11 protein-coding genes and 1 pseudogene are annotated in these 11,791 nt (G+C 74.2%); 3 read left to right on the top strand and 9 right to left on the bottom strand.

Annotation, left to right across the window (positions count from 1 at the left end; all coding sequences use genetic code 11):
- The 7 genes and pseudogenes from MHW47_RS24110 to MHW47_RS24080 form a co-directional block, all read right to left on the bottom strand.
- A pseudogene (locus tag MHW47_RS24110) lies at nt 1-291 on the bottom strand (VOC family protein); the annotation flags it as partial.
- Nucleotides 292-405: 114 nt separating this feature from the next.
- A complete protein-coding gene (locus MHW47_RS24105; RefSeq protein ID WP_239225866.1) occupies nt 406-888 on the bottom strand; it encodes a hypothetical protein in 483 nt (160 codons plus the stop codon).
- Entirely contained in the window at nt 885-3,353 is a 2,469-nt protein-coding gene (locus tag MHW47_RS24100; RefSeq protein WP_239225865.1) for a molybdopterin oxidoreductase family protein, read from the bottom strand. The genes MHW47_RS24105 and MHW47_RS24100 overlap by 4 nt, the downstream gene beginning before the upstream one ends.
- Before the next feature lie 9 nt (nt 3,354-3,362).
- On the bottom strand, nt 3,363-4,514 hold the full coding sequence (locus MHW47_RS24095) for an aromatic acid exporter family protein (protein ID WP_239225864.1): 1,152 nt from the start codon (nt 4,512-4,514) through the stop codon (nt 3,363-3,365).
- Between the two features lie 39 nt (nt 4,515-4,553).
- Entirely contained in the window at nt 4,554-5,021 is a 468-nt protein-coding gene (locus MHW47_RS24090) for a DUF5709 domain-containing protein (protein WP_239225863.1), read from the bottom strand.
- Nucleotides 5,022-5,151: 130 nt separating this feature from the next.
- Nucleotides 5,152-5,352, bottom strand: a complete 201-nt coding sequence (locus tag MHW47_RS24085) for a hypothetical protein (protein WP_239225862.1) — start codon at nt 5,350-5,352, stop codon at nt 5,152-5,154.
- A 79-nt stretch (nt 5,353-5,431) separates the two neighbouring features.
- Nucleotides 5,432-7,708 (bottom strand): catalase, encoded by a 2,277-nt coding sequence (locus MHW47_RS24080; RefSeq protein WP_239225861.1) that lies wholly within the window; start codon nt 7,706-7,708, stop codon nt 5,432-5,434.
- 264 nt (nt 7,709-7,972) lie between these two features.
- Here MHW47_RS24080 and MHW47_RS24075 point away from each other — a divergent pair, with 264 nt between their 5' ends.
- Nucleotides 7,973-8,341 carry a YrdB family protein gene (locus MHW47_RS24075; RefSeq protein WP_239225860.1) on the top strand — a complete coding sequence of 123 codons (369 nt, stop codon included), beginning with the start codon at nt 7,973-7,975 and terminating at the stop codon, nt 8,339-8,341.
- 120 nt (nt 8,342-8,461) lie between these two features.
- Complete coding sequence (locus MHW47_RS24070) at nt 8,462-9,295, top strand: class II glutamine amidotransferase (protein ID WP_239225859.1); 834 nt, start codon at nt 8,462-8,464, stop codon at nt 9,293-9,295.
- Between the two features lie 64 nt (nt 9,296-9,359).
- Here the strand turns inward: MHW47_RS24070 and MHW47_RS24065 are convergent, their stop codons facing one another.
- A complete protein-coding gene (locus MHW47_RS24065) occupies nt 9,360-9,917 on the bottom strand; it encodes a DJ-1/PfpI/YhbO family deglycase/protease (protein WP_239225858.1) in 558 nt (185 codons plus the stop codon).
- A 257-nt stretch (nt 9,918-10,174) separates the two neighbouring features.
- Here MHW47_RS24065 and MHW47_RS24060 point away from each other — a divergent pair, with 257 nt between their 5' ends.
- Nucleotides 10,175-11,149, top strand: a complete 975-nt coding sequence (locus MHW47_RS24060; protein WP_239225857.1) for an iron-containing redox enzyme family protein — start codon at nt 10,175-10,177, stop codon at nt 11,147-11,149.
- On the opposite strand, the gene MHW47_RS35790 is transcribed toward MHW47_RS24060, so the two are convergent.
- On the bottom strand, nt 11,146-11,791 hold a 646-nt coding region (locus MHW47_RS35790; protein ID WP_275449588.1), incomplete at its 5' end, for a GAF and ANTAR domain-containing protein. The two genes, MHW47_RS24060 and MHW47_RS35790, sit on opposite strands and share 4 nt — an antisense overlap.

Below are 11,791 nucleotides of genomic sequence, written 5' to 3'. Positions count from 1 at the left end.
CGGCGTGGCGCCGCGCTCCCGGACGCGGCCGGCCGCCCGGTCCGCGTCCGGGACGGCGAAGTACGGAATCCAGGCCGGCGGAGGGGAGGAGGCGCCGGGGCAGCGGCCCACCCCTGCCACCGCGCGACCTTGCGCGCAGGCCAGCAGGAAGTCGTCGCCCAGGCTGCTGTCCCGGAACTCCCAGCCCATGACACGGGTGTAGAAGGTCCGCGCGGCCGTCAGGTCGCGGCTCGCCAGGCTCACCCAGCAGGGCGCACCCGCCACGGGCGTCTTCCATTCGAGGCTCGGCATGCGGCGCTCCTTCGCCGGGGTTCCTCTTGCACGATGCGCCCCCGCCCCGGCGGGCGCACCCGGCCGACCCGCCGCCCGCGCCCGATTCCGCACCGGGCCGCCACCGGGCGGCGGTCAACTCGTCAGGACCTGCGGCGACACGACCTTGATCATCGTGTTGGCCCAGCGCTCCTGGCGCAGGGTCTGCGGGTGGCAGCGCTCGGTCAGGGCGAGCAGCTCCCGGTCCCGGGCGGCCTGGGCGGTCTGGGCCAGCAGTTCCCAGTCCACGGAGACGGCCGCCGCCGCCAGGTACGTGTCGCGCAGGTCGCGCAGGAGCAGCAGGCCGGTCTCGGGGCGGCGGCCGACGAGTTCTCCGCCCTTCTCCCGCAGCCAGGCCGCGGCGGCCGACTCCTCCTTCGGCTCGGCGGACAGCTCCACGCCGTGGTCGGCGGCCGCTTCGGCCAGCTCCCGTACGTGCTGCCGGGACCAGGCGGCCAGGTCGCGGGCGACGTGGTGCACCTCGTGGTCGGTGGCGTGGGTGCTGGAGAGCCGCGCCAGCCGCAGGGCGAGCGCGTTCTCCCCGCGGTGCACCTCTTTCAGGACCAGGTCCAGCTTCATCGGATCTCCTCCGGCTGCGGGGTCCGTGCTTCCTCGCGGGCCTCGCCCGCGCCGCCGCCCGTCGTCGCGGGGACGTCCGCGCCGGGCAGCGGGGCCGAGGCGGTGGTGGTGGGCGCCGGGGCGGGGGAGCCGGTGGGGCCCAGCCTGCGCAGCCGCGCGGCGGCCGACTTGAACAGCGGCTGCTTGGACACCGCGTCCCACTCGGTGGCCGTCAGCTCGTTGCCGGCGCGCCCGTCGCCGCCGGGCTCGAACCCGCCGTCGGTGTCCCAGTAGCCGTAGTGGAACGGCAGGAACAGCACGCCGTCCCGGATAGCGCTGATCCGCGCGGCCGCCCGGACCGTGCCGCGCGGGGTGGCGACCTCCACCCGGTCACCCTCCTCGATGCCGTGGGCGGCGGCGTCCCCGGCGGAGATCTCCACCCACACCTCGGGGGCCGCCCGCTGGAGCTGCGGGGCGCGGGCGGTCTTGGTCCGGGTGTGGAACTGGTACAGCGTCCGGCCGGTCAGCAGCGAGAACGGATACTCCTCGCCGGGCGGTTCGTGCGGCGGCAGGTACTCGGCGGCCTTGACGACCGCCTTGGCCGAGGGGTTCATCGCCCGGTACTCGGTCTCCTCCAGGGGTGCCCCGGTGACCAGGTCCCGCCCGTAGCTCTCGCAGTAGTCCGGATCGCTCCAGAACGCGCCGTCCGCGTACAGCCGCTCGGTGCCGTCCGGGCGGCGTTCGTCGCACGGCCACTGGATGCCGCTCCCGCCGCGCAGCCGGGCGTACGTGAGGCCCGTGTAGTCGCAGGGGCGGCCCCGGCTGCACTCCTTCCAGCCCTCGAACGCGGCCTCCGGGGTGTCCCAGGGGACGAGCGGGCCACCGTCCTTGTCGCGCAGGCCGAGCCGGCGGGCGAAGTCGCAGAAGATCTCCAGATCGGGTTTCGCCTGTCCGGGCGGCTCGACCGCCTTCTCCGACAGATGCACCGTCCGGTCCGCGTTGGTGAAGGTGCCGGTCTTCTCACCCCACACGGCGGCGGGCAGCACCACGTCCGCGAGCTGCGCCGTCTCCGTCAGGAAGGCGTCCTGGACGACCAGGAACAGCCGCTCCTGGGCCAGCACCGACCGGATGCGCCGCAGCTCGGGCATCGACACCGCCGGATTGGTGCCGCTGACCCACAGCATCCGGAGGGAGCCCTCCTCCGCGTACCGGAACATCTGCATCGCGTGCGTGGGCGGCCCGTAGTGCGGCACCTGGAGCGGGTCGAGGTTCCACAGCCGGGCCAGCTCCGCCATGTGGGAGTCGTTCTCCCAGTTCCGGAATCCCGGCATGTCGCCGTTGGCCCCGCACTCGCGGGTGTTCTGCGCGGTCGGCTGGCCGTTCATCTGGAGGATTCCGCAGCCGGGCCTGCCGAGCATGCCGCGCACCAGGTGCAGGTTGTTCACCTGCACGGCCGCCGCGGTGGCCTGGTGGGACTGGTAGAAGCCCTGGAGCACCGTGGACAGCAGCCGCTCGGCCGTGCCCAGCAGGCGCGCCGCCTCCCGCAGGCGTTCGGCCGGGATTCCGCAGATGTCCGCCACGTGCTCGGGCGTGTAGGGGGCCAGCCGCTCGGTCAGCTCCCCGAAGCCGACGACGTGGCGGTCCAGATAGTCCCGGTCCGTCCAGCCGTTCTCCACGATCTCCCGCAGCAGGCCGTTCATCAGCGCGACATTCGTCCCCGGACGGGGCGCCAGATGCACGGTCGCCGCCCGCGCCACCGGGGTGGGGCGGGGATCCACGCAGACGATGCGCGGCGGATTCGGGCCGGCCAGCCCGTCCAGCACCCGCGCCCACAGCACCGTCTGCGTCTCCGCCATGTTGTGGCCGAACAGCGCGATGGTGTCCGCGTGGTCGATGTCGGTGTACGAGCCCGGCTGGCCGTCGCTGCCGAACGACTCCTTCAGCGCCTCGGCGGCCGTCGAGGTGCACAGCCGGGTGTTGCCGTCCAGATGGTTGGTGCCGATGCCGCCGCGCGCGATCAGCGTGAGGGTGTAGTACTCCTCCGCGAAGAGCTGCCCCGAGGTGTAGAAGCCCACCGCCGAGGGCCCCTGCTCCTCCAGCAGGTCCTTGGTCCGGCGCACCACGCGGTCCATCGCGGTGTCCCAGTCGCTCTCCACCAGCCGGCCGCCCTCGCGCACCAGCGGCCGGGTCAGCCGGTCGGGCGAAGCGTTGGCCTGCCAGCCGAACAGGTCCTTCGGGTCGAGCCGGCCGTGGTTGACCCGGTCCTGGGCCCGGCCGCGCACCCCGACGATCCGGCCGTCCTTGACCGCGATGTCCAGCCCGTCGCCGTTGGAGTGCAGGACGGCGGCCGACTGCACCCACCGCTCGACCTGGTCCTCGGTGACCCCGTCGGCCAGCCGCGTGTCCACCCGTACGGGCCACGGCTCACCCGGGCCGTACGGGGTCCGGGTGCCCCAGGGCTGTGCGATGCGGTCCGTGCGTGCCATGCGTACTCCTCAGGTCCGGCCGGTACGGACGGCGGCGGGAAGCGCCGAGCCGTCCTCGCCGGGGGTCAGGTCGTCGAGCAGGGCCTGGCAGCCGGCCACCAGGCTGCCGAGCGAGGCGCCGGCGTCGGGGCCGGGCGCGTGCAGGTACTCCTTGGCGTCGGCCAGGGCGCGGCGGGCCTCGGCGAGGTGGTGGGCCCGCTCCTCCAGACACGCGTCGTCCGGGCCCCGCTCCATCACGGCGGCGTCCCGCGCGCAGACCTCCGACGCGGCGGCGAACAGCGCGCCCAGGGCCCGGAGCGGCGGGTCCGGCGGGCGGGGGAGGCCCCGGTGCTCGGACGCGGTCTCCCACAGGGTGAGCGTCAGGGTGAGCAGCCGGTTCGCGACCAGCGCCCACACCCCGTCCCAGCCCGTGGAGGGCGAGGGGGTGCTGCGGCGCAGCCGGTGCCCGGGGTTGAACCGGAAGCTCTCGCTGGCCCGGCCGCGTGCCGCACGCAGGTCCGACAGCCGGCCCGGCAGTTCGCCGGCGGCCCGGTGCCAGCGTTCGGCCCGGGCCTCGTCGTACTCCTCGACGACGCCCTCGCTCAGGTCGCGCAGCAGTTGGGAGCAGGACCGGGGCAGGGCGCAGGCCAGCGTCCGCACCTGCAACGAGTGCACCGGGGGCAGGACCAGCGCGTTCACCGCGATCCCGACGACGGCCCCCACGCCCGTCTCCAGCAGCCGGTGCCCGACAGCGGGCAGCGAGTAGGTGCCGTAGGCGAGGACGAACAGGGCGGTGGTGGGCGCGTACAGGCCCTGCTCGCCGACCGGCGCCCAGTTGCCGAGGAGCACCGTGAGCGGCAGCGCGATCAGCATGGCGGTCATGGTGTCGCCGGTGAGTGCGGCGGCCCCGGCGGCCAGCAGCGTACCGGCGCCCATCATCGCGAGCAGTTCGATCGCCGAGCGCAGGGACCGGTAGACGGTCCCCTGGACGAGCGCCACGGCCGCCCAGGGGGCCATCAGGGCCATCGGCGCCGCCAGCCACCAGCCCGTGAGCGCCCATGCGAGGGCGGCAGCGGCGGCGGCCTTCAGGGACTGCACCACCTGGTAGCGGCCGGGCGGGCGCACCGCCGCCAGGGGCCCGCCCAGCCGTTCCCGCACCGCCGTCGTCGCGCTCGGACGCACGAGCAACCTCCCTGCCACGTCTGCGGGCCGTCCGGGACCTCAGCCCCGCCGTCCCTGGTCCTCCTCCTCGTCCGTCGTGTGCACGGCGGCCTCCTCGGCCGAGGCCGCGCCGCCGTCGATGCCCACGTCGTCGGCGTAGACGTCGGTGTGCCGTCCCGGCTCCGCGTCCGCCGCGCTCAGCCGGCCCGAACGGGTCTCGTACGACGGGTCCACCGGTTCGCCCTCGCCGTCCGGCAGGTCGCCGATGCCGTCGCCGTCCGGCGGCTCCACGTCGGCGACCTCCTGCTCCAGGCGCTGGTCGAGGCTCTCGCCCCGGCGCTCCTCCTCGCCCGTCGTGCCGTACTTGTCCACGGCCAGGGGGCGCTCGGGCGGGGAGTAGCCCTCGTCCAGCTGGTCGTCCAGGCCGCGCTCGCCGAGCGCGTTCTCCAGGTCGAGGTCGTCATTCGGCGGGTCCTGGCCGTCGTCCTGCGGCTGGTACACATCGTCGCCGCGTGCCTCTGTCGGCATGATTCGTCCTTCCGTCGGAGGCGTCGGGATGGGCGGGGACGGCCGCCGGGGGCTTCTCCCGCCCGGCGGCCGTCCCCGCGCATCCTGCGAGTGCCCTGTCGGGCACGGGGAAAACACCCCTTTTGTCACCCTAGGTGTGCGGTTCGTCCGCGTCCTCCTGGGCCGCTTCGTTCGGGGTCAGCGCATCGCCGGCCTCGCCGTCCTCCGCGCGCCGCCGTGCCGGGTCCGTGACCGCCGTCCCGGCCTCCTCCGCCTCCCGGAGCACTTCCCCGGCGGCGGTCCGGGGCGGCTTCCCGGACTCCTGGTGGCTGTGTTCGTGCGAGTGGTTCATGGCGCTCCTCGCCGTCGGTGATCCTTCTTCCGCGCGTGCCCCGGACCGGCCGGGGCACGCGCGCCGCACCGGCGCTCCGTCAGAGGGCCGGCGTGAAGCGGTCCCACGCCCGGTGCGCCGCGAGGAGTTCGGTGAGCGAGTCCAGCACCGTCGCCGCCGTTTCGCCCGCCACCACGCCGGGCGCGTCCGGCGCGAGCCCGGCCTTCTCCAGCACCGTCGCCCCGTCGCCGCAGGCCCCGATTGCCTTGCCGTGCCGGAACGCCTCGGTCACCAGCAGCAGGACGCGCGGGTCCACGCCGGTCGCCCGCGCCGCGTCGTCGGTCTTGGCGTCGCGCGCCCCGTACGCGTCCGGGGCCGGGGCGGGCGCCCCCGCCAGCACGATCGCGTCGAACTCGATGGACCGGGCCGTGGTGAAGGTGCGCTGCGCGGTGACCGCGTCGTCGCCGGAGCCCAGCTCGCCGCCCGAGGGCGCGACGACCAGGGGCACCATGCCGGCGTCCAGGACCGCGCCGCGCGCCGCGCGGACGGCCGCCAGGTCGCTCTCCCCGTCGGTGACGATGCCGACGATCCGGCCGTCCACCGGCCAGGTGCGGCCCAGCTGGGACAGGGCGGGGCTCGGTTCCGGCGAGGCCAGGGGCACCGTCGGCCCGGGCGCCGGCAGCCCCAGGCCCTCGGCGACGCGCGCGCACAGCTCGGGGTCGATGTTGGCGAGCGACCGCAGCCCCCGCTCCTTCACCGCCTGGTCCCAGCACTTGCCGAGTTCGAAGGTGTACGCGGCGGCGATGTGCTCGCGCTCCGTCGGCGTCATGCTGAGCCAGAACAGCCGCGCCTGGCTGAAGTGGTCGTCGAACGAGGCCGCCGCGTCCCGCACCTTGCGCGCGGCGGGCACCTCGGCCGGCACCTCGATGTAGGCGCCCGTGTCCGCCCCGGCGGTGAACGGGCAGCCGCCGTCCAGCGAGTTCGGCCGGTACGGGGCGACGCCCCGGTGCACCGCGGTCTGGTGCATGCCGTCGCGCAGCATGTCGTTGACCGGGGCGTGCGTACGGTTGATCGGCAGCTGCCCGAAGTTGGGCCCGCCCAGCCGGGTGATCTGCGTGTCCACGTACGAGAAGAGACGGCCCTGCAGCAGCGGGTCGTTGGTGACGTCGATGCCGGGCACCAGGTGGCCCACGTGGAAGGCGACCTGCTCCGTCTCGGCGAAGTAGTTCGACGGGTTGGCGTTCAGCGTCATCAGCCCGATCGGCCGGACCGGTGCCAGCTCCTCCGGCACGATCTTCGTCGGGTCCAGCAGGTCGATGCCCTCGAACATCTGGTCCTCGGTGTCGGGGAACGTCTGCACCCCCAGCTCCCACTGGGGGAACGCGCCCGCCTCGATCGCGTCGGCCAGGTCCCGGCGGTGGAAGTCCGGGTCCATGCCCGCCGTGATCTGCGCCTCCTCCCACACCTGCGAGTGCACGCCCAGCTTCGGCTTCCAGTGGAACTTCACCAGCGTGGTCGCGCCCTCCGCGTTGACCAGCCGGAACGTGTGGACTCCGAAGCCCTCCATCATCCGGTACGAACGCGGAATGCCCCGGTCCGACATGTTCCACAGCGTGTGGTGCGTCGCCTCGGTGTGCAGGGTGACGAAGTCCCAGAACGTGTCGTGGGCGCTCTGCGCCTGGGGGATCTCCCGGTCCGGGTGCGGCTTGCCCGCGTGGATCACGTCGGGGAACTTGATCGCGTCCTGGATGAAGAACACCGGGATGTTGTTGCCGACCAGGTCGAAGACGCCCTCGTCGGTGTAGAACTTCGTCGCGAAGCCGCGGGTGTCGCGCACCGTGTCGGCCGAGCCGCGCGAGCCGAGCACGGTGGAGAACCGCACGAACACCGGGGTCTCGGCGCCCTCGGCGAGGAACGCGGCCTTCGTGATGCCCGCCGCCGCCCCGTACGCCCGGAACACGCCGTGCGCGGCGGCGCCGCGCGCGTGGACCACCCGCTCCGGGATGCGCTCGTGGTCGAAGTGGGTGATCTTCTCCCGCAGATGGTGGTCCTGGAGCAGCACCGGGCCGCGGGGACCGGCCTTCAGCGAGTGATCGGTGTCGTACAGCCGCGCGCCCTGCGCCGTCGTCAGGTACGCGCCGGACTGCGCCACCTTCTCCTGCGGGGCGCCGGTCGGCTGCCCGGTGGGTCCGTAGGTGTCGGGGCCGCGCTGGTCGTGCTTGGGCGGCAGCGGGTCGCGCGGCCGAGTCGGTTCGTCGACCTGGGCCGGCTCGGGGCCGGGCGCTCCGGGGATCTCGTTGCCTCCGCCGATGGCTTCCTGGACCTTTCCCGCGATCTTCTCCGCGGCGGCCGACACCGGGTTCTTCTTCTCGCTCACTGCGTTCCAATCTGGTGGGGGGACATGCGGTGCCGTGCGCGGAGGGTCGGCACGCGCGGGGACGGCATCGCTGACCACGGGTACCCCCCGCCCCCGGGCCGGACACCTGCGTTGCGCCATCCGGCCCGGCGGCCCGTTCTCCCGGGCTACCACACGCAATCCCCCCCGCACCGGGCCCGCGCCCCGTACGCTGACGTCGCACATCTGAACGACATGGGGGGCGTGGTGCACGGAAGACCTGCTGACGGTCCGGTGATTCCCGAGGTGACCGGGCGGCCCTGGTGGGCGGCGAACGAACTGCTCGCGTTCCTGCTGGAGGTGGCGGCCCTCGGCTTCCTCTTCTGGTGGGCGTCCGGGCTGACGGACCACTGGGCGACCGGGCTGCTCCTGGGCTGCGCCGTGCTGGCGGCCGCCGTCACGCTGTGGGGGCTGTTCGCCGCGCCGCGCGCCCGCTTCCGCCTGCCGCTCGCGGGGGTGCTGCTGGTGAAGGCCCTGGTCCTGGGCGGCGGCGCGTGCGCCCTGTACGGGGTCGGGCACCCGGTCGCCGCCGCGGTGATGGGCGCGGTGGTCGTGGCGAACACGGCGCTGGCCGAGACCTTCCGCCGCCGGCCCGGTCCCGCCGGGCAGGGGTAGGCGGCCGGACGGGGCACTCGGTAGCGTGGACATAACGACGACCGGACGCCCGGGGGCCGCGCACCACCACCGGCACCATCCGACCGGCCCCTGTCCGCCGTCCGGGAAGGGACGCCGCTCATGTGCAGATGGCTGGCCTACTCCGGCACGAGTGTCGTGCTCAGCGACCTCCTCTACAAGCCGGAGCACTCGCTCATCGACCAGAGCCTGCACTCCCGCATGGGGGTCGAGACGACCAACGGGGACGGCTTCGGCGTCGGCTGGTACGGGGAGAACGGCGACACCCCCGCGATCATCCGCGACACCGGCCCCGCCTGGAACAACCGCAACCTGCGGGAGATCGCGAGCCACATCAGATCGCCGCTGTTCTTCGCCCACGTACGGGCGTCCACGGGGTCGGCCATCCAGCAGACCAACTGCCACCCCTTCCGGCACGGCCGCTGGATGTGGATGCACAACGGGGCCATCGCCGACTTCCACCGGTTGCGCCGCGACCTCTCCCTGGCGCTCGACCCCGCCCTGTTCGCGGCGCTGGAGGGCTCGACCGACTCGGAGGTCATGTTCTACCTGGCGCTGACCTTCGGCCTCGACCAGGACGTGCCCGGCGCCGTGGCCCGGATGGCCGGACTCATCGAACGCGTGGGCCACGACGAAGGCGTCGAGCATCCGCTCCAGATGACCGTGGCGGTGTCCGACGGCGAGCGCCTGTGGGCGTTCCGCTATTCGAGCCTCGGCGCCTCCCGGTCGCTGTTCTGCAGCAGCAAGGCCGAGACGGTGCGCGCCCTCCACCCCGACTGGGACTTCCTGCGGGGCGTGTCCGACAGCACCCGACTGGTGGTGTCGGAGCCGCTGGGCGGACTGCCCGGCGTGTGGAACGAGGTGCCGGAGAGCAGCTACGGGGTGGTGCAGCCGGGCACCGACGCGTTCCTGCCGTTCACGCCCGAGCCCGTCTGAACCGGCGCGCACGCCGCGCGAAGAGCTGCCCGGCACGTGCCGGGCAGCTCCGGTGCGCGGGGGGTCAGGCGGCGAGCGCGGCGTCCACCTCCTTCAGGAACGGGTCCAGGTCGCCCGGATCGCGCGAGGTGATCAGCTTCCAGCCGCCGGTCTCGTCCGTGACGACCGGCTCGTCCACCCAGTCGCCGCCCGCGTTGCGCACATCGGTGCGCAGCGAGGCGTACGAGGTGAGCCGCTTCCCGGACACGCTGCCCGTCTCCACGAGCACCCACGGGCCGTGGCAGATGGCCGCCACGGGCCGCCCGGCCGAGGTGAAGGCGCGCACGAGGTCGCAGGCCGGCTCCTGGAGCCGCAGGGTGTCCGCGTTCAGCGTGCCGCCCGGCACGAGCAGCAGGTCGTACGAGGCCGGATCGGCCTCCTCCAGCGTGAGGTCCGGGCGCACGGACGCGCCGGGGTCCTTGTCGCCGACCAGCGTCTCGATGTCGTCCTTCTTCAGCGCGGCGACATCGACCTGGACGCCGCGCTCGCGCAGGTGGTCCACCGGCACGACGAGTTCGTCCTGCTCCACGCCGTAGTTGGTGACGATGGCCAGGACCTTGCGCTTGCTGCCGTTGTCGCTCATCTTCTGCCGTCCTTCCGTGCTGCGGGGAACACGCCCGGTGACCGCACCGCCGGGTCGCAGCCTCTGGGTTCCCACCGCACGGCCGCTCATGCCTCCGCCCGGCTCCGGCATGGCGGCACCGGCGCCCCGCCCCCATGGTGGAAGGGACGAGGCCGCGAGGCCCGCCCGCGGGTGGTTGACGCTCCGGACCCGGGGTACCCGGCCACGGTCGGCGGGCCGGGCCCCGGCGCCCGACCGGACGCACAAGGAGGTACACCATGACGGAACGGACCGGCGGACCGGCGCTTCCCCGCGCCCGGGGCGCACTCTCCGCAGGGGTCATCGGCCATCTGCGGGGCGACGGCCCGCTGCCCGAGCCGGCCCTGGCGGACGCGGCCGACCCCTACGGGGACGACCTCCAGCTCGCCCTGTACCTCTGCTACGAACTCCACTACCGCGGCTTCGCCTCCGTGGACCCGGCCCTGGAATGGGATCCCGCACTGCTGACCGTCCGGGCGGCCCTGGAACGCAGCTTCGAGTCCGCGCTGCGCCGGGACGTGCCGGCGGGCACCGGCCTGGACGACACCCTGGACGGCCTGCTCGTCGAACCGGTCGACGGCACGGGCGTCTCGCACTTCCTCCAGGAGCACGCCACCCGCGACCGGCTGCGCGCCTACGCCGTACAGCGCTCCCTCTACCACCTGAAGGAGGCCGACCCGCACGCCTGGGTGCTGCCCCGGCTCAGCGGGCGCGCCAAGGCGGGCATGGCCGCCATCGAGTACGACGAGTTCGGCGCCGGCCGCCCCGAACGCGTCCACGCCCAACTCTTCGCCGACCTCATGGCGGACCTGGGCCTGGAGACGGCGTACGGCCACTACCTCGACCAGGGGCACCCCGAAATGCTCGCCCTCGTCAACCTGATGTCCCTGTTCGGCCTGCACCGGCGGCTGCGCGGCGCCCTCGTCGGACACTTCGCCGCCGTGGAGATCACCTCCTCGCCCGCCTCGCGACGGCTCGCCCTCGCGATGAAACGCGCCGGGGCCGGGCCCGCCGCCGAGTTCTTCTACACCGAACACGTGGAGGCGGACGCCGTCCACGAACAGGTCGTCCGGCACGACGTCGTCCGCGGCCTGCTCGACGACGAACCCGCCCTGGAGCCGGACATCGTGTTCGGCATCGACACCACCGGCTTCCTGGAGGACCGGCTCGGCGCCCGCCTCCTGAACGACTGGGGCGCCCCGGTCGCCGCCTAACGCCCGTCCCGGACCTCGCCCAGCACCCGCCGCAGCTCCCGGGTGGCGCCCCGGCCCCTCTCGCGTACGAGCCGTGCCGCCACGGCGTTCAACTTGCGGTTCGTCCGCTGCGACAGCACGCGCAGCACGCCGAAGGCGTCCGCGGCGTCGCAGTCCAGCAGGTGCATCACGATGCCGAGCGCCTGGTCGATCACCGCACGCGACTCCATCGCCGCCCGCAACTGCGCCGCCTCCGCCTCGGCCGCCGCACGCGCCCCGTCCCCCACCAGGCCCGCCACGGCCTCCGCCGCCAGCCCTCGCACCACCTCCGCCTCCGCCGTCGCGAGCCGCCACGGCCGGAACGCGTACAGCGTCACCGTCAGCACCGCCCCCTCCGCCGCGACCGGCACCGCCGCGCAGGACCGCAGCCCCCGCTCCAGCGCCGCCACCCGGAACACCGGCCACCGCGGCTCGGCGACGAGGTCCGAGGCCACCACCGTCCGCAGGGAGCGCGTGGCCTCGGCACAGGGGCCCTCGCCCGTCTCCTCCTGCACCGCCGCGAGCAGGGCGAGATCGGGATGCGTCGCGGCGCCGTGGACCTCCCCGCCCGCGAGCCGCAGCGACACGGCCGCGCCCCGGCAGGCCGGCGAACAGCGCATCGCC

The sequence above is a fragment of the Streptomyces sp. OfavH-34-F genome (assembly GCF_022347745.1).
GTDB lineage: Bacteria > Actinomycetota > Actinomycetes > Streptomycetales > Streptomycetaceae > Streptomyces.
This window is presented reverse-complemented; position numbering and strand designations above follow the sequence as displayed.

Excerpts from the sequence above, each read along its gene's own strand:
- MHW47_RS24105 (WP_239225866.1), bottom strand. The coding sequence starts at position 888 with ATGAAGCTGGACCTGGTCCTGAAAGAGGTGCACCGCGGGGAGAACGCG.
- MHW47_RS24100 (WP_239225865.1), bottom strand. The coding sequence starts at position 3,353 with ATGGCACGCACGGACCGCATCGCACAGCCCTGGGGCACCCGGACCCCG.
- MHW47_RS24090 (WP_239225863.1), bottom strand. The coding sequence starts at position 5,021 with ATGCCGACAGAGGCACGCGGCGACGATGTGTACCAGCCGCAGGACGAC.
- MHW47_RS24085 (WP_239225862.1), bottom strand. The coding sequence starts at position 5,352 with ATGAACCACTCGCACGAACACAGCCACCAGGAGTCCGGGAAGCCGCCC.
- MHW47_RS24070 (WP_239225859.1), top strand. The coding sequence starts at position 8,462 with ATGTGCAGATGGCTGGCCTACTCCGGCACGAGTGTCGTGCTCAGCGAC.
- MHW47_RS24065 (WP_239225858.1), bottom strand. The coding sequence starts at position 9,917 with ATGAGCGACAACGGCAGCAAGCGCAAGGTCCTGGCCATCGTCACCAAC.
- MHW47_RS24060 (WP_239225857.1), top strand. The coding sequence starts at position 10,175 with ATGACGGAACGGACCGGCGGACCGGCGCTTCCCCGCGCCCGGGGCGCA.